21 protein-coding genes and 1 pseudogene are annotated in these 22354 nt (G+C 71.4%); 6 read left to right on the forward strand and 16 right to left on the reverse strand.

Annotated features, from left to right (window positions below; translation table 11 throughout):
• Window positions 1-122: 122 nt before the first annotated feature.
• Entirely contained in the window at window positions 123-1112 is a 990-nt protein-coding gene (tgmB, locus tag OG718_RS13485; protein WP_143640814.1) for an ATP-grasp ribosomal peptide maturase, read from the reverse strand.
• A 16-nt stretch (window positions 1113-1128) separates the two neighbouring features.
• A complete protein-coding gene (gene tgmA / locus OG718_RS13490) occupies window positions 1129-1320 on the reverse strand; it encodes a putative ATP-grasp-modified RiPP (RefSeq protein WP_033325990.1) in 192 nt (63 codons plus the stop codon).
• A gap of 510 nt (window positions 1321-1830) precedes the next feature.
• Between tgmA and OG718_RS13495 the strand changes: the two genes are divergently transcribed.
• Window positions 1831-3051: a serine hydrolase domain-containing protein gene (locus tag OG718_RS13495; protein WP_143640815.1), complete on the forward strand. Its 1221-nt coding sequence runs from the start codon at window positions 1831-1833 to the stop codon at window positions 3049-3051.
• A gap of 231 nt (window positions 3052-3282) precedes the next feature.
• Here the strand turns inward: OG718_RS13495 and OG718_RS13500 are convergent, their stop codons facing one another.
• From OG718_RS13500 to ribA, 5 genes are all read right to left on the reverse strand, one after another.
• Entirely contained in the window at window positions 3283-4461 is a 1179-nt protein-coding gene (locus OG718_RS13500; protein WP_328844237.1) for a saccharopine dehydrogenase family protein, read from the reverse strand.
• On the reverse strand, window positions 4454-5515 hold the full coding sequence (locus OG718_RS13505; protein ID WP_328844238.1) for a saccharopine dehydrogenase: 1062 nt from the start codon (window positions 5513-5515) through the stop codon (window positions 4454-4456). Before OG718_RS13505 ends, OG718_RS13500 begins: the two co-directional genes overlap by 8 nt.
• On the reverse strand, window positions 5512-6666 hold the full coding sequence (locus OG718_RS13510) for an NAD(P)/FAD-dependent oxidoreductase (protein ID WP_306936535.1): 1155 nt from the start codon (window positions 6664-6666) through the stop codon (window positions 5512-5514). The genes OG718_RS13505 and OG718_RS13510 overlap by 4 nt, the downstream gene beginning before the upstream one ends.
• A complete protein-coding gene (locus tag OG718_RS13515; protein WP_328844239.1) occupies window positions 6663-7640 on the reverse strand; it encodes an ornithine cyclodeaminase family protein in 978 nt (325 codons plus the stop codon). Before OG718_RS13515 ends, OG718_RS13510 begins: the two co-directional genes overlap by 4 nt.
• A 148-nt stretch (window positions 7641-7788) precedes the next feature.
• Window positions 7789-8448 carry a GTP cyclohydrolase II gene (gene ribA, locus OG718_RS13520; protein WP_055613684.1) on the reverse strand — a complete coding sequence of 220 codons (660 nt, stop codon included), beginning with the start codon at window positions 8446-8448 and terminating at the stop codon, window positions 7789-7791.
• Between the two features lie 39 nt (window positions 8449-8487).
• Here ribA and OG718_RS13525 point away from each other — a divergent pair, with 39 nt between their 5' ends.
• Window positions 8488-9279 carry a creatininase family protein gene (locus OG718_RS13525; RefSeq protein WP_328844240.1) on the forward strand — a complete coding sequence of 264 codons (792 nt, stop codon included), beginning with the start codon at window positions 8488-8490 and terminating at the stop codon, window positions 9277-9279.
• A 203-nt stretch (window positions 9280-9482) separates the two neighbouring features.
• Here OG718_RS13525 and OG718_RS13530 read toward each other — a convergent pair.
• The 5 genes and pseudogenes from OG718_RS13530 to OG718_RS13550 form a co-directional block, all read right to left on the reverse strand.
• Window positions 9483-10529, reverse strand: a pseudogene (locus tag OG718_RS13530) (lysylphosphatidylglycerol synthase transmembrane domain-containing protein); the annotation flags it as partial.
• Window positions 10529-11623, reverse strand: a complete 1095-nt coding sequence (locus OG718_RS13535) for a class I SAM-dependent methyltransferase (protein WP_328844241.1) — start codon at window positions 11621-11623, stop codon at window positions 10529-10531. The pseudogene OG718_RS13530 and the gene OG718_RS13535, both read right to left, overlap by 1 nt.
• Window positions 11620-12720: a glycosyltransferase family 4 protein gene (locus tag OG718_RS13540; protein ID WP_306943194.1), complete on the reverse strand. Its 1101-nt coding sequence runs from the start codon at window positions 12718-12720 to the stop codon at window positions 11620-11622. Before OG718_RS13540 ends, OG718_RS13535 begins: the two co-directional genes overlap by 4 nt.
• Window positions 12721-12743: 23 nt before the next feature.
• Window positions 12744-13142: a 6-pyruvoyl trahydropterin synthase family protein gene (locus tag OG718_RS13545; RefSeq protein WP_055513514.1), complete on the reverse strand. Its 399-nt coding sequence runs from the start codon at window positions 13140-13142 to the stop codon at window positions 12744-12746.
• Window positions 13143-13340: 198 nt separating this feature from the next.
• Window positions 13341-14381 (reverse strand): zinc-dependent alcohol dehydrogenase, encoded by a 1041-nt coding sequence (locus tag OG718_RS13550; protein WP_328844242.1) that lies wholly within the window; start codon window positions 14379-14381, stop codon window positions 13341-13343.
• Window positions 14382-14525: 144 nt separating this feature from the next.
• Here OG718_RS13550 and OG718_RS13555 point away from each other — a divergent pair, with 144 nt between their 5' ends.
• Complete coding sequence (locus OG718_RS13555; protein WP_143640823.1) at window positions 14526-15311, forward strand: CDP-alcohol phosphatidyltransferase family protein; 786 nt, start codon at window positions 14526-14528, stop codon at window positions 15309-15311.
• 178 nt (window positions 15312-15489) lie between these two features.
• On the opposite strand, the gene OG718_RS13560 is transcribed toward OG718_RS13555, so the two are convergent.
• The gene (locus OG718_RS13560; protein ID WP_328844243.1) at window positions 15490-16368 is read right to left on the reverse strand and encodes an oxidoreductase; all 879 of its coding nucleotides are present in this window, start codon (window positions 16366-16368) and stop codon (window positions 15490-15492) included.
• A gap of 172 nt (window positions 16369-16540) precedes the next feature.
• Between OG718_RS13560 and OG718_RS13565 the strand changes: the two genes are divergently transcribed.
• Window positions 16541-17449, forward strand: a complete 909-nt coding sequence (locus OG718_RS13565; protein ID WP_143640825.1) for a helix-turn-helix transcriptional regulator — start codon at window positions 16541-16543, stop codon at window positions 17447-17449.
• A gap of 64 nt (window positions 17450-17513) precedes the next feature.
• On the opposite strand, the gene OG718_RS13570 is transcribed toward OG718_RS13565, so the two are convergent.
• Window positions 17514-18977, reverse strand: a complete 1464-nt coding sequence (locus OG718_RS13570) for an MFS transporter (protein ID WP_306936542.1) — start codon at window positions 18975-18977, stop codon at window positions 17514-17516.
• 396 nt (window positions 18978-19373) lie between these two features.
• Between OG718_RS13570 and OG718_RS13575 the strand changes: the two genes are divergently transcribed.
• On the forward strand, window positions 19374-19952 hold the full coding sequence (locus tag OG718_RS13575) for a TetR/AcrR family transcriptional regulator (protein ID WP_143640827.1): 579 nt from the start codon (window positions 19374-19376) through the stop codon (window positions 19950-19952).
• A gap of 6 nt (window positions 19953-19958) precedes the next feature.
• Here OG718_RS13575 and OG718_RS13580 read toward each other — a convergent pair whose 3' ends face one another.
• The gene (locus OG718_RS13580; RefSeq protein ID WP_143640828.1) at window positions 19959-21059 is read right to left on the reverse strand and encodes a fatty acid desaturase family protein; all 1101 of its coding nucleotides are present in this window, start codon (window positions 21057-21059) and stop codon (window positions 19959-19961) included.
• Window positions 21060-21212: 153 nt separating this feature from the next.
• A complete protein-coding gene (locus tag OG718_RS13585) occupies window positions 21213-21416 on the reverse strand; it encodes a cold-shock protein (RefSeq protein WP_143640829.1) in 204 nt (67 codons plus the stop codon).
• 572 nt (window positions 21417-21988) lie between these two features.
• On the opposite strand from OG718_RS13585, the gene OG718_RS13590 reads away from it, so the two are divergent.
• A complete protein-coding gene (locus OG718_RS13590; protein WP_143640830.1) occupies window positions 21989-22261 on the forward strand; it encodes a hypothetical protein in 273 nt (90 codons plus the stop codon).
• The last annotated feature ends 93 nt before the right edge of the window (window positions 22262-22354 follow it).

Raw genomic sequence — 22354 nt, forward strand, 5'->3', positions numbered from 1 at the left:
CGCTTCCGGCGGAGCACTCCACGAGAGTGCTCCGCCGGAAGGACGGTGATGAATCTGCGGCCCGGTGAGGGCTGGTCTCGCAGTTCCCCGCACCCCTGGAGGGGCGCGACGGCGCCGGTGTGTCAGTGGCCCTCCAGGAGCCGGGCTCTGCCGCCGTTGGTCTGGGTGGCGGTCGGGGCGGGGGCCGACAGCCAGTCGGCGACGGTGCGTGCGATGGGCTGGCCCGATTCGATCTGTACGAATCCGAACTGGCCGGACTGGTTGCACTCCAGGAACCACCACATGCCTTCGGCGTCCTCGGCGAAGTCGAAGGCGCCGTAGGCCAGTTGGGCCTCACGGAGATAGGTGACCACGCCGGCGGCGATGCACGAGGGCACGTCGGCGGGGCGCCAGGGCGCGTCGGAGGTGGCGAACCGCACGTCCACCTCGTCGGGGTCGGCGTCCGGGTCGACCGCCTTGCGGGCGGCGTGGATCCGGTCGCCGACACAGGTCAGCCTGATGTCGGCCCGCTTGGCCACCCGCCGTTGGAGCAGGGTCGGGCCGTAGGCGACGGCCGCGAAGTCCGTGTCGGGCGCGACCCTGCTGGTCGGGACCGCCCGGGGCGGCTCCTGCGGGTGCGCGCCCGAGACGGGCTTGACCACCAGATCCGGGAAGCGGTCCGCGAAGTCACGGGCCGCCTGCGGGAACGTGGTGATCAGTGTGGCGGGCACGGGCAGGCGGCTGAGCTGGGCGAGATGGAGCTGCCAGGGCTTGTGCCGGGCCCGCCGGGCCGCGTCGGGGTGGTTCATCCAGCGCGCGTCGGTGGAGCGCAGCATGCCGTAGAGCGCCTGGGCGGACTCCTCGGTCAGCCAGTCGGAGGGCTCGGCGACCCGGCTCGCGGGCACGCCGGGCCTGCGGACCCAGACGGACCGCAACCCGTTCATGCTCACCAGTCGGCCGCCGACGGACAGATGTCCGCGGAAGGCGCCGTGCACGTACTCCCCCGACAGGGCCACGGGGCCCGGCAGGTCCGCGGGGTCGAGGCGGACGACCGGCACCCCGGTCCCGTCGAGTTCGGCCACCACCATGTCCGCGGTCACATCCTGTTCGCACGTCAGGATCAGAACCGTCATCGTTACGGGTCCGGCTTCAGTCGTCGAAGTGGGTCTTCGAGCCTGCGGTGGAGGTGGTGGCCCCCAACTCCCGCAACACGGCGTAGTCATGAGCGGCGAGCCGCCCGTCCGGGAGCACGTTCAACTGCAGTCTGGAGTCATAAGCATACGGAACGCTGACCTCCAACTGCTGGGCCGGACGGGCGTAGTTGAGCGCGAACGGTCGCATCGGTTCTCCTTGCTCGGTGCGAACCCGGTGAAGCGGATCGTGACGCTCCGGCGTCACGTCGCCTGACAGGTTTGCAGGGCTTCCACGGAGATATACGAATCGAACAGGCGAATGGTTGCCTCACGCAGCGTAGTCATCGGACCAGTACGGTCCGTGACGTGATCCGAACGGGCCGATCCTGCGTGCATGGGGCAGCCATTCGCCTCTTATGACGCACGCCCCGGCGTTACGGATCCGGGGTCGAGCCGCAGTTCAGCGCACTGGCGCACACCTTCACCCTTCGAACGCCTCGCACGCCCGCCAGGTGCCCGGGGGTCGGCGGCGCCTGGGCGCGCCGGACCACGGGTCGTCGAACATGTCCGGCCGTGGCCGCGAATTTCATTCGGAGGACACCCCCCTCACGGCTACTCTCGTAGCGCTTTCCGATCTCCCCGCCCCATTGCCGACCTCTCGCCGCAGTCCCTTTCCAACCCGTTTCCGCCCTTTCCGAGCGTCAACCGGAGGCAGACCATGGATCAGTTGCGGCAAGAAGTGGATCCGGTCGAGGTCGGTCTCGATCCGGTGGCGCTGGACCGTCTCGACCGGTTCTTCGCCCGTCGCGTGGACGACGGCCTGCTCCCCGGGTACCTCATTTCCGTGGCTCGTCACGGACGTGTCGCACATCTCACGTCGTACGGTCTGCGCGACCGGGAGGCCGGCATTCCGGTCACCGCGGACACGGTGTGGCGGCTCTACTCGATGACCAAGCCGGTGGCGTCCGTCGCCGCGCTGATGCTCCACGAGGAGGGCCTGCTGGACCTCGACGATCCCGTCTCCCGCCACCTGCCGGCCTTCGCCGGTCTCCAGGTCTACGAGAGCGGCACGGGCGACGACATCAGGACCCGCCCGGCCGAGGGCCCCGTCCGGGTCCGGCACCTCCTGACCCATACCGCGGGCCTGACCATCGGCGCGTACCGCACCCACCCCGTGGACTCCCTCTACCTGGCGGCCGGAGTCGAGATCCAGGCACCGAAGGACGCGGACCTCGCCGAGGCCTGCGCGGTGTACGCGGGTCTGCCGCTCCAGTTCGAGCCGGGGACCGAGTGGAACTACTCGGTCGCGACGAATGTGGTCGGGCGGCTCATCGAGGTGGTGACGGGGCGGCCGCTCGACGCGTTCCTCGCCGAGCGGGTCTTCACACCGCTCGGGATGACGGACACCGGCTTCTGGGTCTCCGGCGAGCGGGCGGAACGGCTGGCCGTCCTCTATCAGGAGGACCAGAACGGCGGGTTCACGCCGATCCCGGGCCCGACGGTCCACGAGCGCCCGCGCCTGCTCTCCTGCACCGGCGGGCTGGTGGGGACGGCCCGCGACTACCACCGCTTCATGGAGTTCCTCCGCCGGCGCGGCGAACTCGACGGCGTACGGCTGCTGTCCCCCGAGACCGTGGACACCATGACCGCCAACCATCTCCCCACCGACCTCCACGCCTTCGGCAGCAGGCCCATCCACGGACAGCCGGGCAACGCGGGCCTCGGCTTCGGCCTCGGTGTCTCGGTCGTGGTGGACGCGGACCGCACGGAGTCCCCGGAGAGCGAGGGGTCCTACGGCTGGAGCGGGGCGGGCGGTACGACCTTCTGGGTAGACCCGCGCAACGATCTGACCGTGCAGTTCATGGCGCAGCTGCGGCCTGCGGGCATGCTGTCCTTCCATGAGCTGAAGGGGTTCGTGAGCGAGGCGCTCGGCGGCTGAGGAGGGCTCGGCGGGTCGTTGACCTTCGCTGCCCGGCCACACGGCCCAGGAGCCGGTGACTTCGGGAGGGCGCGGGATGGACGCGGGGCGGGACGGCCGGATACGTGTGTCGGCCGGGGACGACGCGGCTCGCCGGACGACGCGGGCCGCGTCGTCCCGCCCCGCGTCCATCTGGCGCCCTGAAGGGATCAACCGTAGCGGCAGGTCGAGTTGGAAGGGCTCGCCCGGACGTCAGGAGGGCTTGCCCGTCCGCAATGTGAAGTCGACGCCGTCGCGGGCGAGTTCGGCGAGCCAGTCCTCGGACCGCTCGGCCGTCTCCGCCGCCCGGTTGAGACCGGGTGGCAGACCGTTGCCAAGGATCCGCCGCACCCCCAGCGCCAGCGTCCGCGACACGCATCGCGCCATCGCGCTCTCCTCCGCGTCGCCCTCCAGGTCCAGCAGGTAGCGGCCCGACCAGGTGCGGTCCGAGCCGTCGCGTACGTCCAGGGACACGGCGAGGACCACACGGTCGCGGTCGGCGTCCGTGGTCGGGTAGCGGGCGGCCAACTCCTGGGCGAGAGCGGTGATCCGCTGGTCGTCGCCCTGACGGAGCTCCTCGAAGACCGGCTGCCAGGCGTCGAGCCAGCCGTCGAGGCGGAGGGTGCCGCGGATGAAGGTCTGCGGCTTCCAGGCCGGGGGCAGTCCGTACTGGTCGACGAAGGGAAGGCTGTCACGGTTGGGGTAGACCTCGAACGGTTCGCCGTCCACCACGTGGGGGCGTGTTGCCTCCCAGGGGCGTGGGGCCGTGGTCTCGGCGCCGGCCTCGATGTAACGGGCGGGCGAGCGCAGGGCGTTGAGGACGCCCGCCGGGGCCCAGCTGAACCGGTACTTGAAGTCGTTCGGGACGGCCGGGATGCCTCCGCAGTAGGAAGTGAGGCTCACCTCCGCGGCCGTGTCGGCGCCGATCTCCTCGCGGGCCCTGGCGATGAGGCTGTGCGCGAAGAGGTGGTCGATGCCCGGGTCGAGGCCGGACTCGGTGAGGACGACGACCCCGGCGGCCGTGGCGGCGGGGACCTGGTCGAGGACCGCCTCCGAGACATAGCTGGAGCAGGCGAAGTGGGCCCCGCGGCTCACACAGGCGGCGAGCAGGCCCGCGTGTTCGGGGGCCGGGAGCATGGAGACCACCACGTCACCGGGCGCCAGTTCGGCGGTGAGGGCCGGGAGCGTGTACGCGCGGGGCTCGGCGCGGCCGGTGAGGCCGAGGGTCTCCAGGCTCTGGGCGGCCCGCTCCTCGGTGCGGTGCCACAGGCGCACGCGGTCGGCCGCGTCGCACAGCGCGGCGAGTCCGCTGCCGGTGGACAAGCCCGCGCCGATCCAGTGAACGGTGCCGGAGGCGGGGACGCCGGCAGGCTGGGCGGTGGTGTCAGACATCGCGGAACTCCCCTTGTGTCAGGCCGAGTTCACGGCAGGTCTCGTGGAACCGGTCCAGGTCGCGTCCCCACGCCCCGGCCACCCCGAACTCCAGCAGCTGTGGCGTGAGCGCCGCCGAGAAGTCCGTGCTCGCCTCCTTGGGCAGCAGGGACGGCAGGTTGTCGATGGCGATCAGGTCCAGCGCGGGCTCCTCGTGCAGGCGCCGCACGGGGTCGGTCCAGTCCGTGACCGTGTCGTAGACCGGCAGGACGTTGTAGGGGGAGCCGACGTCGCAGGTCACGTCGCACACCGTGCGCAGCCGGCGGCCCGGCTCGTCCAGGTCCTTGGCCGTGAGGAAGGGGGTGCTCGGCCCGGTGGTGAGCACGGTGTTCACCATCAACTCATGGTCCAGCAGGGCCTGTCGGTCCAGGTCGCGGGTCTCGGCGAGGTCCCAGCAGGTGGCGTCGAGCCCCGCCTCGGCGAGCGCCACCCGCGCACCGCGTCCGGAGCGGCCGAGCGCGCCGATCACCAGCGAGGCGAACTCTTCGTCGCCGGGGGCAGGTTGGAGCAGGGCGTCCAGTTCCTCCTTGGACGTCGGGCGCAGTGGAGCGCTCAGCCTGCCCCGGTGGTGCAGTACCGCGAGGGCCGCGCCCACATAGCCCGCCCAGTAGCCGAAGGCGGCGAGCCTGCGGCCGTTGTCGTCCACCAGGTACTCCAGGTCGAACAGCGCCCCTCCCCCGGCGACGAACCGGCGCAGCAGCGCCTCCGCCCCGGGCTGTGCCTTGTACGCGTGCCCGAAGAAGATGTGCCGGTGCCTCAACTCGCCGGGTCCGTCCGGGAGTTCCTTGAGGCCGACGATCACCGCGTCCGCCGGGGCGTCGACCCAGGAGCCCGCCTCGACGACACGACAGCCCGCCTCCTCGTACGCCCCGGTCGGGAAGATCCGCTGCGGGGAGTCCTCGACGGTGAGCGTCACGCCGTTCCCGACGAGCCGCCGGGCGTCTGACGGCACGAGCGGGGTGCGTCGCTCGGTCGTGCGGGTCTCGTGGCGCAGCCACAAGTGGAGCTCGGTCATACGCAGTTGACCTCCGGTCTCAGGGCATCGGCGGCGAACCGTTCGGCCCGCAGCGGGGTGACGTCGACGAAGGGATCATGCCCCAGGAAGAGATCGCGGACGACCTCGCCCACGGCGGGGCCCTGAAGGAAGCCGTGCCCGGAGAACCCGGTCGCGTACAGGAAGCGGGAGACCGAACTCGCCTCGCCGATCAGCGCGTTGTGGTCGGGGGTGATCTCGTACAGGCCCGCCCAGCCGCCCGTCCTGCGCAGGTCGAGCAGGGCGGGTGCGCGGTGCTCCATGGCCTCGCAGAGGCGGGGGATCCAGCGGTCGTGGGTCTCGGTGGCGAAGCCGGTGGTCTCGTCCGGGTCGGACATGCCGACGAGGAGGCCCGGGCCCTCGGTGTGGAAGTACAGGCTGCTGTTGAAGTCGATGGTCATGGGCAGGTCGGGCGGGAGGTCCGGGACCGGCTCGGTGACCGCGATCTGGCGGCGCAGCGGCTCCACCGGGAGGTCCACGCCGGCCATCGCGCCGACGGCCCGCGACCAGGCGCCCGCCGCACAGACGACGGCCGACGTTTCGATCCGGCCCGGACCGGTGACGACGGCCGTGATGTCGTCGCCGCGCGTCTCGATGCCGGTGACCTCGCAGTGGCGTACGACCTTGACGCCGTGGCGGCGGGCGGCGGCCGCGTATCCCTGCACCACGGCCTCGGGCGTGCAGTGGCCGTCGTCCGGGGAGAAGGCGGCGGCCAGCAGTCCGTCGGTGCTGATCAGCGGCGAGAGCCGGTGTGCCTCGGCCGGGTCCAGCATGCGGCTCGGCACGCCGAGTCCGTTCTGCAGCCGCACCCCGGCCTCGAACGCCTCGACCTCCTCCGGTGTCGACAGCAGGAAGAGGTAGCCGACGCGGTGCAGCCCGATGTCGTGGCCCGTCTCCTCGCCGAAGCGGGCGAACGCCTCCAGGCTGCGCGCGCCCAGCTGGATGTTGAGCTCGTCGGAGAACTGCGCGCGCACTCCGCCGGCGGCCCGCGAGGTGGACCCGGACGCGAGTTCGTCCCGCTCGACGAGCACCACGTCCGGCACTCCGGCCCGCGCCAGGTGGTACGCGATGCTCGTGCCCATCACCCCGCCGCCGATGACGACGACCCCCGCGCGTCCGGGAACACCGGTCATGAGCACACCCCCTGGGCGCGAGCCGCGTCGATGACCGCCCAGGCCGCGGCGGCGTCCTGGATGCCGATGCCGACACTGTTGTAGTAGACGATGTCCCGCTCGGCCGTACGTCCCTCGCGGCGGCCGGTGAGCACCTCGCCGAGCGGGATCAGGTCCGCGTGGGTGACCGTCCCGGAGCTGAGCGCGTCCACGATCGGCCCCGCGTGGTCCGCCGCGGTTTCGGGGTCGTCGACGACGACGGCCGCGGCCCGCCGTACGACCTCGGTGTCGACCTCGCTGCGGCCGGGCTCGAAGGATCCGACGCTGACGACGGTGCAGCCAGGCGCGAGCCACTCGCCCCGGACGACGGGCGTGCTGCTGAGCGTGCAGGCGGCGACCATGGGCAGTCCGGCCACGGCTTCCTCCGCCGAGTCGACGGCCTTGACCGGGATTCCGAGTTCGGCCGCGAGGAGCCGCGCCGCCCGTGCTCTGCGCTCCGGGGACGGGCTCCAGATCCGTACGGCTCTCAGGTCCCTCACCCGGGCGACGGAGCGCGCGTGCGCGAGGGCCTGGGTGCCGGAGCCGATCAGGCCCAGCTCGGCGCTGTCGGGGGTGGCGAGTGCGTCGAGGGCCACGGCACTGGCCGCGGCGGTGCGCAGGGTCGTCACCGCCGTGCCGTCCATGACGGCGACGAGTTGCCCGGTGACCGGGTCGAGCGCGTTGATCACGGCATGGATCGTCGGCAGCCCGGCGGCCGCGTTGCCCGGGTTGACACTGCCGATCTTGGCGACGGCCCCGGTGTCCGCGGACAGCCGTGCGAGGTAAGCGAACACGACACTGTCGTCGAACCCGCTCGGATGCATGATCTTGCCGGGCAGCTCGGCGGTGCCGTCACCGAGTGCGGTGAAGGCGGCTCGCTGGGACCGGATCGCGGTGTCCGTGTCGAGCAGGGCGGCCACCTGGTCGCGGGAGAGGTGGAGGACGTCGTCGGTCATCCCTCTTCCCTTCCCCTGTCCGCGCCGATGTCACCGCGGTCGGGGCGTCCGGGTGACACTCCTCCTGATCACACCGCTGCCCGGCCGCCGGCCGCCGCGCGCCACTGGGGACGCGCGGCGCGCGGACGGCCGGGGCCTGTAGGGCGGGTCAGACGCGGTGGCCCACCACGGCGTCCAGGTGCGGCAGGTCGTGGTCCAGACGCTCCCGCTTGGTACGCAGATAGGTGATGTTGTCCTCGCAGGGCGGGATCAGCAGCGGGACCTGCGCGTCGACCTTGATGCCGTTGCGGAGCAATGCCTCGCGCTTGCGCGGGTTGTTGGACAGCAGTCTCACGGAACGGACGTCGAGGTCGTGCAGGATCTCCGCGGCCACGCCGTAGTCGCGGGCGTCCACGGGCAGCCCGAGCGCGAGGTTCGCCTCGACGGTGTCGAGGCCCTCCGCCTGGAGCTTCATCGCCTGGAGCTTGGCGAGCAGCCCGATCCCGCGGCCCTCGTGGCCCCGGAGATAGATGAGGATGCCGCGGCCCTCGGCCACGATCTCCCGCAGGGCGGTGGAGAGTTGGGGACCGCACTCGCAGTGCCGGGATCCGAACGCGTCACCGGTGAGGCACTCGGAGTGCAGCCGGGTGAGCATTCCGTCTTTCTGGATGTCACCGTAGACCAGAGCCACTTGTTCGTCTCCGCGGGTACGGTCCAGGTAGCCGACGGCCTGGAAATCGCCGTACACCGTGGGCAGCGGGGCATTCACGACCCGCTCGACACCTGCGGAGTGGGCTTTCCCGGCGAGTACGCCATCTATTTCTGTCATGATTCTGGTTCCTAAGCAGAGACGAAAGGTCGCGAGAACATGGGCAATTCGGGCGGTTCGGAAATACGACTCACGGTGTCAGGGCAGCTGCCGACAGACACCACGGAAGACGTACGCGCACGAGGTGCCGGTGCCGCCCGGCAGGTCGCCGTGCTTCCCGTGGGCAGCTTCGAGCAGCACGGTGCGTATCTTCCGCTGTCGACGGACACGCTCGTCGCGTGCGCGATAGCCCAAGAGGTCGCTGCCGCATTCCCCGTTCACCTCCTTCCTCCGGTGACGATCTCCTGCTCGCACGAACACGCGGCCTGGCCGGGAACGGTGAGCATTTCCTCCGTGACGCTCCATGCGGTGGTGCGGGACATTGCCGACTCGCTGCGTCGGTCGGGTGTGGACACCCTCGTCGTGGTCAATGGGCATGGCGGCAATTACGTATTGGGCAATGTCGTGCAGGAATCCACGGCCGCCGGTGCCCGGATGGCTCTTTTCCCTGCCGCGGAGGACTGGGAGGCGGCGCGGGAGCAGGCCGGGATACAGACCTCGCTGCTCACTGATATGCACGCGGGGGAAATTGAGACCTCCATTCTGCTGCACAGGCACCCCGAATTGGTCAGGCCGGGTTACGAGACCTCCGACTTCGAGGCCGACGACCGCCGGCAGCTGCTCACGCTGGGCATGTCCGCCTACACCAAGTCCGGTGTCATCGGCCGCCCTTCGAGGGCGTCCGCCGAGAAGGGGAAGGAACTCCTCGCCTCGCTGGCCGGCTCCTTCGGAGCGTACTTCTCCCTGCTGACATCGGAGACCGGGCTTCCTGCGGTCGTCGATCGGCACTGAGTGTCCCCGTTTCCTTCCGCGCGGGCCGAGATCCGGGGCGCCGGTGACTCCAGGTGCGAGTCCGGGCCCGGCTCGGCGGCCGCGCTCTCCTGCGGGCGCCGCAGCCCCGCGTACCAACGCGCCACCAGTACGGCGACACCGGGCAGGCTCGCGGCGAAGCTGAGCACGCCGTAGACCACGGCCACGGTCAGGCCCTGGGTCGCGCCCAGGCCGGCCGCGCCGAACGCCCAGGCGGTGACGCCCTCCCTGGGTCCCCAGCCGCCGACGTTCAGCGGCAGCCCCATGGCGATCAGGGCGAGCAGCGCCAGGGGCACCAGCTCGGCGGCGGACGCGGTCGAGCCTGCCGCCCGGGCCGCGAGCAGGAACATCAGGACGTGTCCCGCGAGCACCACGACGGACGAGATCACCACGCCCGGCCAGCTCCCGCGGGCCAGCAGTGCCCCGCGCGCCTCGGTGAGCGCGGCGCGCACGGCCCGGTAGCGGCGGGTCGCTCGCGGCGCCCGGCCCCTGCTGCGGACCGCGCCCACGGTGACGACCCCGCACAGCGAGACTGCGACCAGCAGCACGGCGAGGTGCCGGGTCTCGGTCAGCACCGGCGAGGGCTGGGTGAGCAGCACGGTCACGCCGACGACGGCCAGGACCGCCTGTCCCGCGACCCGTTCGAGGACGACCGCGCGTACTCCGCGGCCGACGTCACCGGCGCTCTGTCCGTGCCGGACCGCGCGGTGCACGTCGCCCAGTACGCCGCCCGGCAGGGCCGCGTTGAGGAACAGCGCACGGTAGTAGTCCGCGACGGCCGGGCCCAGCGGCAGCCTGAGCTTCATCCCGCGGGCCACCACGCACCAGCGCCAGGCGCTGAACACGGTGGTGAGCAGGCCGATGCCGAGCGCCGCGAGGAGCGTCGGGCCGTCGATCCGGCGCAGTCCGTCCAGGAAGACGCCGGTGCCTAGCCGCCAGGTGAGCACGGTGAGGATGACGACGCCGGCGATGGTGCCGAAGTGGGTGCGCAGGACGCGGGAGTTGAGGCGGGCCCGGACGGGACCCGCGACGCGGGCCAGGACCTTGCGCGTACTCGCGGTGGGCGTGTCCGCCGCCGCGTCCGCGCGGGCCGGCCCCGGCTCGCCGTCTCCACCGTCGAGGCGTACTCGTCCGGTCTCCTCCTGCGCACCGCCGTCACGGACCGCCGACGACAGTTCGTCGTCCAGGACGGCCAGTGACTGTGCCTCGTCCGCCACCGCCGGCGTGCTCATCAGGCTCCCCCTGTCGGGCGGGCCAGTGCGAGCAGGTCGCTGTGGTGCACCACCACGTTCAACTCGCCCGCCTCGCAGGCCGCGAGGCGCTCCTTGAGGTAGGCGTCGGCGCGCGCGGCCAGTTCCGGGCGCTGCTCGACGGCCGCGCCGACCCAGCCGCGCAGCCACTCCGCGGTCAGCGCGGACTCGTCCGGGCCGAGGTGCCACGCGCTCGGGTGCACCCGAACCGTCGCGCCGTGCCGGGCGAAGGCGTCGCAGGCCGCGTTGATCGATTCCGGGCCGAGCAGATCGCCGCGCCGCTGGTGGTCGTTGAACGCGTTGACGATCTCGTCGTCCAGCGGGTGGGCCGGGGTGAGTTCGACGCGCCCGACCACGGAGAGCGTCAGGAGCGCGGGGCAGCCGGCTCCGGCGCAGGCGGCGGCCAGTGCCTCGATCTCGTCCGGGGTGAGGACGTCCAGCAGTGCGGAGGCCGTCACCAGCGAGGCGCCTGCCAGGGCGTCCGCGGTCAGCCTGGCGACGTCGCCGCGCTGTGTCTCCACCGTGACGCGGCTGCCGTCGGCGGCCGACCGGGGCGACCCGACGGCGGCGAAGTGCAGCAGATACGGGTCGCGGTCGTGCAGCACCCAGTGCTGGGGCCCGTCGAGCCTGGGCGCGAGCCAGCGGCCCATGGAGCCGGTGCCGCAGCCGAGGTCGTGGATGACGAGCCCACCGCGCCCCGGCAGGTTCGCGAGCCGGATCCGCAGCGGGTCGAGGAGCTCGGCCGCCCGGGCACCGGCGTCGGCGGGCTCGCGCAACTCCAGCCATTCCGGGGCATAACGGGGCGTGTCGTCGGTGGCCTCGCCGCGCGTCCGGTCGCCCAGCCGAATCGTTCCTTTGTCTCGGGCCTGGCCGTCTTGGGCCTGGCCGATTTGTGTCTGGCCCGGCACCACGGCCTCGGTCTCGGTCGTCGTCATCTCGTCGCGTCCCCGCCCTGCCGTGTCGGTCCCCTCACCACGTCCCAGCGAGGCGGTCGTCGTCTCCTCGTCGAGGCCGGGCTCGGCCGTCGTCGTGCCGTGCCCCGGAATCCCGGCCGGTGTCGTGCTCGTACTGCTCATGCCGCCCCCCTCCTTGCCTCGCTCTTCAGCCGCCCCAGGACACCCGACAGACTCCGGGCCGTGGCGGCCCAGCCTCCGAGGGAGGCCCGGCGGGCGCGCGCGGCGGCCTTCAGACGACGGCGTACGTCGGCCTCGCCGAACCAGCCGCGCAGCTCGGCCGCGAGGGCCGCGGGGTTCTCCGGCGGCACGAGGAGCCCGGGCACCCCGCCGTCGGGTGCGCGCCCGACCGCCTCGGGGAGCCCGCCGACGTCCGTGGCCAGCACGGGGATACCGCGGGCGAGCGCCTCGGTGACGGCCATGCCGTACGTCTCGGCGTACGAGGTGAGGACCATGAGGTCGGCGGCGGCGTAGCTCGCGTCGAGCGCGGCGCCGGACCGGGGGCCGGCCAGGTGAAGCCGGTCGCCGAGGCCGTGCTGGTCGATCAGTGCCCGCAGTCGGGCCACGTACTCGGGGTCCTGGTTGAGGCCGCCGACGAGGACGCAGCTCCAGGGCAGGTCGGTGACGGTGGCGAGGGCCTCGACCAGACGGTGCTGTCCCTTGCGCGGGGTGACCGAGGCGACGCACAGCAGGTGCGAGACGCCGTCGGTACCGGAGGCCAGGGGTGCGATGTCGGCGCCGGGCGCGGCGACATGGACCCGGTCGGGCGCGAGGCCGTGGTGGGCGACGAGCCTGCGGGCCGCCCACTCGCTGGTGGCGACGACGGCGGGCACGGATCGCAGCGTGCGGCGCTCCCGGGCGTCCAGGTCCGCGGCGAGCGCGGGCGTGAGTCCCGTCTCGTCGCCGAGCGGCAGGTGCACGAGGACGACCAGCCGCAGCCGTTCGGCCTCCGGGATGACGATCTCGGGGACCGCGCAGGCGACGATGCCGTCGAGGAGTACGACCGTGTCGTCGGCCAGGTCCGCGAGGATGCGGGCCAGTTCGGCGCGGGCCGGGGCCTCGGGCTGGGGCCAGCTGCCGTCGATGGCGTGCTTGTGGACCTGCCAGCCGAAGCCGGGGAGGTCGAAGCTGACCCGGGCGTCGTAGATGTTGCCGCCGCTCGGCATGGTCGGGTCGTTCACCGCGCCGGGCATCACGAAGTGCATGGCGCGCAGGGACATGGGGATGATGTCGGCGTTGTGGCTCACAGGGCACGCTCGTAACTCGCCCAGGCGATGTGCGACTCGTGCAGGGTGACGGTGATGCCGGCCAGGCCGCGGGCGCCCTCGCCCAGCGCGCCCTTTTCCACGCGCTCGGCGAGACGGTCGGCGACGACCTTGGCCAGGAACTCCGTCGAGGTGTTGGTGTCGGCGAACACCGGCTCGTTGTCGAGGTTCCGGTAGTTCATCTCGGCCACCACCTCTCCGAGTTCCCTGGTGGCCAGTCCGATGTCGACGACGATGTTGTCGTCGTCCAGCTCGGCGCGGCGGAACGTGGCGTCCACGAGGAACGTCGCTCCGTGAAGGCGCTGCGCGGGTCCGAAGACCTCTCCGCGGAAGCTGTGGGCGATCATCAGGTGATCGCGGACGGTGATGCTGAACAACGGACGACCCTCCAGGTGCGGCGCGTCTGACCCCTCTGCCGGGGCGTGCCGTGTAGTACGGCCGGTCCGTTCTCCGTGTTCAGGGGGTTCGGCTCGGAGTTTCGGACAATGGTGCCCAGGACAGGGCGGCCAGAGAGACGTGTAGTGCGAACTTGGTTACCGGTGTGAGGACTTGGTCACCCGATGGACACCAGGTGACTACGGGGTGTCTTCGGAGTGGCCGTTGGGCCCGCCGGGTCGCGTGTCCCGGTCCGGGGCGGGAGTGGTGTCGTACCGCACGAGGTGACACAGCGCCGTCGTGTGTCCCTCGGCGAGTTCCGCCATCGTCTCCGGCAGGTCCTCGAAGGCGCATTCGCCCGTGATCAGGGCGTCGAGGGCGGGGTCGGCGAGCAGGTCGAGGGCGATGGCGAGGCGGTCGGCGTAGGTGCGGCGGGCGCTCCTGGCCGGGGAGACGGTTCCGACCTGGCTGCTGCGTATGACCAGGCGGCGGGAGTGGAACGCCTCGCCGAGCGGCAGGCTGACCTTCCGGTCGCCGTACCAGCTCAGTTCGAGGACGGTGCCCTCCGGGGCGAGGAGTTCGAGGGAACGGGCGAGCCCGGCCTCGGTGGCGCTGGCGTGGACGACCAGGTCGCGGTCGCCGTCGGCGTCCGCCGGGAGCGCGAAGTCGACGCCCAGGGCCTGTGCGATGTCGGCGCGCGCCGGGTTGGCGTCGACGAGTTGGACCCGGGCCGCGGGATATCGGGCGAGGAGCGCGGCGACGCTCGCGCCGACCATGCCGGCGCCGACCACGGTGATCCGGTCTCCGATCAGGGGTGCCGCGTCCCACAGGGCGTTGACGGCGGTCTCCACTGTTCCGGCGAGGACGGCCCGCGAGGCGGGCACGGTCTCGGGCACGGGAGTGACGGCGCTCGCCGGGACGACGAACCGGGTCTGGTGCGGATAGAGGGAGAAGACGGTCCGCCCGAGGAGGTCGGTCGGCCCCGCCTCCACCACTCCTACGTTCAGGTACCCGTACTTGAGGGGCCCTGGGAAGTCGCCTTCCTGGAAGGGCGCCCGCATGGCGGCGTGCTGGCTCTCCGGCACGCCTCCGCGGAAGACGAGCGTCTCGGTTCCGCGGCTCACCCCTGAGAAAAGTGTTCGCACCACGACCTCGCCCTCGGCGGGGTCGGGCAGTTCGGCGTCCCGGATCTCACCGAGACCGGGAGAGCGGAGCCAGAAGGCGCGGGCGGAGCGGTCCATTCGGCATCCTCCTGGGTGGTCCATGTGAATGGGCTGAGCAAATCAGCTGAACGATCGGGCGGCGAGCCACGTACCGACCTTTGCGAAGCCGCGCACAAGGTACGCGGCAATGATCGACTCTGTCACCTGGCCGGAGGATGTGCGGTGGCCCTGAACAACACGTACGACGCGAGGCTCTTGCAGCAGGAGACGGCCGTGGGAGCGGGTGTGCAGCTTCTGTTGCTCACCGTGCTCGGCACGGCGCTCGGCATGGGGCCCGTGGGCTGGCTGACGGGACTGGTGTTCGCGCTCGCGACGTGGGCGGTGCTCTCACGCGCCCTGCATCGCACGCGGCCACGTTCCTTCGGACCCGCGAACCGCGTGACCCTGGGCCGGGCCACCCTTGTCGGCGGAGTGACCGCGCTGGTCGCGGATTCGTTCCAGAGTCCGCCGCCGGTGACGGTCCTGGTCGCGCTCACCGCGGTCGCCCTGATCCTCGACGCGGTCGACGGCAAGGTCGCCCGCCGGACGGGGTGCTCCACCGCGCTGGGCGCACGCTTCGACATGGAGGTCGACGCGTTCCTGATCCTGGTGCTCAGTGTGTACGTCTCCACGGCCGTCGGCCCCTGGGCACTCCTGATCGGCGGCATGCGCTACGCCTTCGTGGCCGCCGCGAAGTTCCAGCCGTGGCTGAACGGCACGCTGCCGCCCAGCACGGGACGCAAGACGGTGGCCGCCCTCCAGGGCGTCCTGCTGCTGATCGCGGGCTCGGGGATACTCCCGTACGCCGTGATGTTCGGCGTCGTCGCCCTCGCCCTCGGCCTGCTGACGTGGTCGTTCGGCCGTGACATCGCGTGGCTGTGGCGGACGCGGGGCTCTGCCGAGCGGGAGGTGGCGGCGGCGGAGGTGGAGCTCCTCCACCGGGAGCCGGCCGGTGCGGGCGCCCAGTAAGGGGTTGCTCTCAGGCTTTCAGGGGCGCGGGGAACTGCGCGCTCAGCCACACACAACCCGCAGCCGACGTACTACCTCGACTGCGGGTTGTGTGTGGCTGGTCGCGCCCACGCGGCGGAGCCGCATATCGATACAGCCCCGCGCTCCTAAAAGCGACGGGGCTTACCCCGTGCCTCGATCAGCGGCCGATCCGGTCGAGCTCCTCGATCTCCGCGGCCGGCAGGGCCAGTTCCGCCGCCGCGATGTTCTCGCGCAGGTGGGCCCGCGACGAGGTGCCGGGGATCAGGACCGTGGTCGCGGAGCGCTGGAGCAGCCAGGCAAGGGCCACCTGCTGGGGCGAGGCGTCCAGGCGGGCGGCCACGTCGGTCAGCGTCTGCGACTGCAGCGGACTGAAGCCGCCGAGCGGGAAGAACGCGGCGAACGCGATGTTCTCCGCCGCGCACCGCTCGACGAGGGCGTCGTCCTGGCGGTTGGCCAGGTTGTAGAGGTTCTGCACGGTGACGACCGGTGCGATGGCCTGTGCCTCGGTCAGCTGGGTGTCGGAGACGGCACTGACTCCGAGATGGCGGATCAGGCCCTCCTTCCGCAGCTCCGCCAGTGCGCCGAACTGCTCGCTCAGCGGCTCCTCGTCCGTTCCCCCGTCGTTCGAGCCGACGCGCAGGTTCACCACGTCGAGTGCGTCCACGCCGAGGTGCTGGAGGTTCTCACGGACCTGGGCCTTGAGGTCCTCGGGGTCCCGCGACAGGATCCAGCTGCCGTCGTCGCCGCGGCGGGCGCCGACCTTGGTGACGATGCGCAGGTCGGCGGGGTAGGGATACAGGGCCTCCTTGATGATCTCGTTGACGACGACGGGCCCGTAGAAGTCACTGGTGTCGATGTGGGTGATGCCCCGCTCGACGGCCTCCCGCAGTACCGCGACGGCCTCGTCCCGGTCCTTGGGCGGCCCGAAGACGTTGGGACCCGCCAGCTGCATGGCTCCGTATCCCATGCGGGTGATGGTCAGATCGTCCGCCAGGGTGAGGGATCCGCCGGAAGCCGTGCCGGTTGCGTCCGTCATGGTGTGCCTCTCGCTGCGTATGCATGGCTGTTCTGTGTCTGTACGCACGTGGACCGGTTCGTCCTCCGCCGATGCCGACTCTGCGACTGATCGGCCGCGGTCGGCAGTACCCCGCTGTTCCTGGGAGTGACAGGGACAGTCACCGGCGGCGAGACGGAACTACGGTTGATTCATGGACGCCACGAACGCCCTCGGAGAGTTCCTGCGGGCCCGCCGCGCGCTGATACGGCCCGAGGAGGCCGGGATCCGCCGCGGCGGCGGCCTGCGGCGCGTGCCGGGACTGCGTCGCGAGGAGGTCGCGATGCTGGCCGGGATCAGCGCCGACTACTACCTGCGTCTGGAGCAGGGCCGCGACCGCAATCCGTCGCTCCAGGTCCTGGAAGCCCTGGCCGACGTCCTGGACCTCGACGCCCCCGCCACCGCGCATCTGATCGGCCTGACTCAGGCGCGCCCGTCCCAGGGTCGTCGTTCGGGCCGCGCCGACGCCAGTGGACGGGCCTCGCGGAAGCCCGAGCCCGTGCCGCCCGGCATCCTCCAGCTCATCGACGGATGGCCGAGCAATCCCGCCTACGTCGAGAACAGGTTCACCGATGTGCTCGCGGCCAACCCACTGGCCACGGCCCTGTCCTCGAACCACTCCCCCGGCGTCAATCTCATCAGGGCCATCCTTCTCGACGAGTCCGAAAGGGAACTGCGCCGGGACTGGGAGGACCTGACCGAGGCGGGGATCGCCGCCCTGCGGGCCAACGTCGGACCAGATGTCGACGATCCCCGCCTGGTGGAGCTCGTGGGCGAACTGTCCGTGCGCAGTGAGCGTTTCCGTCGTCTGTGGGGCCGTCACGACGTGCGGCCCAAGCAGGCTCGCGTCATGCGGCTGCGCCATCCGAAGGTCGGCGACCTCGAACTGCAGTCCAACAAGCTGGCCATCAACGGCACCGACGGACTGATCCTCAAGGTCTTCCACGCCGAACCGGGCAGCCGCGACGCCGAACTGCTCGCCATACTCGGGAGCTTGACGGCGACCGGCGAGAGCCGGGACCTGACCGGCTCCGACGAGCACCAGGCCGTCGACGAGCAGTGACGGCCGCCGCCCGGACCCCTGGCGAGGGTCTCGGCGACGGCCGGTGCGTCGGTCCGCGATCGCGTCAGCCGCGCACGCCGGGTGTGACGGTCTCCTGGTCCGTTCGCGACACCTCGTGGTCGTCGGCGGCGGAGGCCCGGGGCACGCGGGGCATACGGTTCGTCCGCCGGCCCGGAACGAGGAGCGCGGCCAGGGCCGCGGCGAGGCAGAGCAGGGCGAGCAGCGTGAAGCCGTGGGTGTAGCCGGAGGCGTACGGCAGGCCCGAGGGCTGCAGGTGTCCGGTCACCAGGACGCTGGTCACGGCGGCGCCGATGGACCCGCCGATGGTGCGGATGTTGGCGTTCATGCCGGTCGCGGCGCCGGTCTGCCCGGCCGGGACGCTGCCCACGATCAGGTTGGCCATGGAGGCGAAGGCGAGACCGATGCCGAGGCCGAAGACGCCCGACACGAAGGCGATCTGCCACTGCTCGTCGTGCCAGAGTGCGAGGAAGCCGCAGGCGACCGCGCCGAGTGCGGCACCGGTGGTGAGCAGCTTCTTCGCTCCAAGTACCGGCTCCAGTCGGCCGCTCAGGATGCCCGAGACGAACATCGCGATCAGCATCGGCAGCATGAGCAGTCCGGACGCGGTGACGCTCGCGCCGAACCCGTACCCGGCGGAGCTGGGCGTCTGGACGAAGCCGGGAAGGAAGGACCAGATCGAGTACATGCCGGCGCCGAACAGCAGCGCGGCGGTGTTGGTGGTCCACACGGCGGGCAGCCGCATGACACGCAGGTCGATCAGCGGGGAGCGGGACCGCGACTCGGACAGCAGCCACAGCGCGAAGAGCACCACGGCGGCGGCGAACAGTCCGATCACCCGGGCGGAGCCCCAGCCCCACTGGCCCGCCTGGCTGAGCGGCAGCAGCAGCGCCACCAGCCATGCCGACAGCAGGACCGCGCCGAGCCAGTTGACGCGGCCCTCGGCCCGGCTGGGCGACTCCGGGACGTACCGGAGGGCGATGAGCGTGGTCACCGCGACGATGCCGACGGGAAGCCAGAACAGCCAGCGGTAACCGAGTGCGGACACGACGGGACCGGCCGCGACCATGCCGACACCGCCGCCGGCGGCGATCACGGCGGACAGGTTGCTGATGCTGGGGCTCACCCGGGCCGCGGCGAACTCGTCCCGGATGATGCCGAAGGACAGCGGGAACAGCGCGCCGCCGATGCCCTGAACGACCCGGGCGACGATCAGTACGCCGATGGTCGGGGCGAGCGCGGCGAGCAGACACCCGAGCAGCACGGCCACCAGGACGGCGACGAGGGTGCGTTTCTTGCCGATCAGGTCGCCGACCCGGCCGAGGATCGGCGTGAAGACCGAGGCGGACAGGAGGTACGCCGTCATCACCCAGGTCGCGGTGGACTGGGAGGTGTTCAGCGCGTGCTGGACGGTCGGCAGGGCCGGCGCGATCAGCGACTGGAGCATGGAGAACACGCCCGCACCGGTCGCGAGGACCGCGAAGGTGAGGCGGGTGGACTTGCGGGGCATGAAGAGCCTCTCCGAACTGGTTGCGGCCGAGAGCCTCGGACCGCGACCGTGCGGGCCGGGTGCCTGCCCGGGGGCAGCACAGGGCCCGGCGACGATCGCGGGGTGGCGGTTCCCCCGGCTGTCGGGCTCGGCCGAGAGCACGGGAGGAGGTCGCGAGAAGTGTCAGGGGACGGGCGATGCGCTCCGGCGCGGGACCCGCACGGGTACGGGCCCGGGGCCCGTCCGTATGCGGGGTGGCCCGGGGGCCCGCCCGAATGCGGGTGGCGTCGCGTCGTCGATGCGTGCGGCCGCACGCGTCCACGGCGTACGCACCCCGCACTGGTAAAGTGGAGGTACTCCTCCACTGTAGCGGAGGCGCACCTCCGCTTCAACCTCGTCCCGCCCCGGGAGGCAGCAGTGACCGCCCAGTCGTTCCCCGTCAGCGAGATCGTCGCGTCCCGGCGGCCGCACCGGAAGGACGCGGCGCGCAACTACGACGCCCTGATCACGGCAGCCCGCGAGGCCTTCGCGGAGCACGGCGCGGAGGCCTCCCTGGAGGACGTCGCCCGACGCGCGGGCGTCGGCATCGGCACGCTGTACCGGAACTTCCCCACCCGCAGGCACCTCTTCGAGAGCGTCTACGCGGACGAGGTCAACGCCCTGTGCCGGGTCGCGGAGGAGGTCGCCGACCTGGAGCCGTGGGAGGCGCTGACGACATGGCTCGACCGGTTCGCCGACTACATGGTGACCAAGCGGGCCGTCCGGGAGGCGCTCAACGACGAGTCGGAGATCTTCACCGCCTGCCGCGAGTCGTTGTACGCGGCAGGCGGCCCCCTCTTCGAGCGGGCCCAGCGGACCGGCGCGGCGCGCACGGACATGACCTTCTTCGACCTGCTGCGCATGGTCTCGGGCATCACCGCGACGGCCTTCGACGACGACGCCCAGCGCGACCGGGTCCTGTCCGTCGCGCTGGATGGGGTGCGCGCATCCCGCTGACCGGGGTCAGTACTCCAGCTCGGGCCGCAGCCGCAGCGGCCCGGCGACGTCGTGGAGGTGGCGCAGCACCTGGGCATAGGAGTCGAGGAGCCCGGTCTCGTGGTACGCGATGCCGTGCCGGGCGCAGTACGTGCGTACGAGTTCCTGGGCATGGCGCAGGCTGGGCCGCGGCATGGAGGGGAACAGGTGGTGCTCGATCTGGTAGTTGAGCCCGCCGAGCGCGAAGTCGGTGAACCGGTTGCCACGGATGTTCCGTGCGGTCAGCACCTGCCGGCGCAGGAAATCGATCTTGTCGTCCTTGGCGAAGATGGGCATGCCCTTGTGGTTCGGGGCGAACGAGCATCCCATGTAGAGCCCGAACAGCCCCTGGTGCACAAGGAGGAAGACCACGGCCTGGAGCGGGGTGAGGACCAGGAACAGGGCGGCGAGATAGCCGCCGAGATGTGCCGTCAGCAGGCCCGCCTCGGCCAGCTTCGTGGCCCGCGAGGTCGCGGCGCCGGTGCGGTCGATCAGCGCCTTCACACCGGCGACGTGCAGGGCGAGTCCTTCCAGCAGCAGCATCGGGAAGAACAGCCAGGCCTGGTGCCGGGCCAGCCACGCGTACGCTCCGCTGCGGACGCGGGCGTGGTCCTCGGTGAAGGCGATCGCACCGTCTTCGATGTCGGGGTCACGGTCGACGTGGTTGGGGTGGGAGTGGTGGCGGTTGTGCTTGGCGATCCACCAACCGTAGCTGAGGCCGATCAGCAGGTCGGCGTGCACGCGGCCGAGCAGGGTGTTGACGCGCTTGGAGGAGGCGATCTGGTGGTGCCCCGCGTCGTGTCCGATGAACCCGGTCTGGGTGAACATCACCGCGAGGAAGGCGGCGGTCAGCAGCTGCCACCACGACGGTCCGATCAGGGCGAACGCGGTCCAGCCGGCGGCCAGCAGAAGGAGGTTCGCGCCGACCTTGACGCTGTAGTAGCCCCGGCGTCGTGTCAGCAGCCCGCGCTGCTTCACCTCACGGGACAGCGCGGCGTAGTCGCTGCCCCGGGCGCCGGGCGGGGGCTTCGTCGTCGCGGCGTGCTGGGCCGTCGGATCGGTGCCCCGGTTGATGAAGTCAGTGCTCACGGCTTTCCTTTCGGGATGCGCGGGCCGATATCACCGGCGCGGGGGCAAGGCGCCGAACGTGGAAAGCCCGTACGGAAGCAGAGGGATGCAGAAAACGCAGACGGATGCAGCACGAGACAGGCCCGCGGTGCGGGCCTGTCTCACGAGATGTCCTCAGAGGGCGCGGACCTGGTCGGCCTGCATGCCCTTGGGGCCCTGGCTTGCGGTGAACTCCACCCGCTGGTTCTCCGCCAGCGAGCGGAAACCCTCGGTGTCGATCGCCGAGTGGTGCACGAAGATGTCGGCGCCGCCCTCGTCCGAGGTGATGAAGCCGAAACCCTTCTCCGCGTTGAACCACTTCACGGTGCCTTGAGCCATGTGATGTCTCCTTCGAGATGACGAGCCGGTCGGGAAGTCGCGCGCTCGCGCGATCCCGGGCTGTTGGTCGCCAGCCGTCGAAGAAAACCCCCGAAACGACGAAACGCCCGCTGTCGGAACTCCGCGGGCGCTTCCACGTTCGCAAACTTCAACTACAACCACCCCCTACAACGTCCGGGATGTCGGCAGCGTTCCCGGTCGGGCCGGGAGGGGCCCGGTGACGCCCCTGTCGAACCCCGTCGAACCCCGAACGGCCCGGTGACGCCCCGCGGGCCGGCTCCGGGTGTGGGATGCGGCACGTGGCTGCTCCGGAGGGGAGTACGGTTGGAGCACCGAGCGCACCTCGTATGCCGTCATCCGTTTCGGCGTCGCCCTCGGGGAACGGCACAGGCCGGCGCACCTCGGATCCGGCCGGAAATGGGCCGCACCATGCCATCTGGCTCGTACCGTCTCGCCACCTTCCGTATCCGTTCACGCGCAGCGCGCTAGCGAATTTCCTGCCCACCGGGATGCCTCCGACGCATCCCGGCGTCCCGCGCACGGCTCTGAACCGATCAAGAGGATGCGGACACATGTATTCACAGGACTCCATCTCCGGACACCGCCGCGGCCGTCCCGAACCGACCGCCGAGATGCTCGCCGGACTGGCCTGTCTCATCTGCGGCACCGACTACCGCAACGCGCCGGACCCGGAGGCGGTGGTGGTCTCCCACCGCGACGACAAGCAGCTGCTCGCCTGTCACGGGACGTGCGCACGCATGGCGTGCGGGTCGGTGAACGGTCTGGACGAGACGCCGCTCCCGCTGACCGAGCGCGTCCGCGGGCACCGGCCCGGCGGCTCCTGACCGGAGACCGGAGACCGGACAGCCACACGCAGCACGCAGCACGCAGCACGCAGCACGCAGCACGACGAGAACTACCTGGCGCGAACGCCATGA

Origin of the sequence: Streptomyces sp. NBC_00258 (genome assembly GCF_036182465.1) — a bacterium.
Taxonomy (GTDB): Bacteria; Actinomycetota; Actinomycetes; order Streptomycetales; family Streptomycetaceae; genus Streptomyces.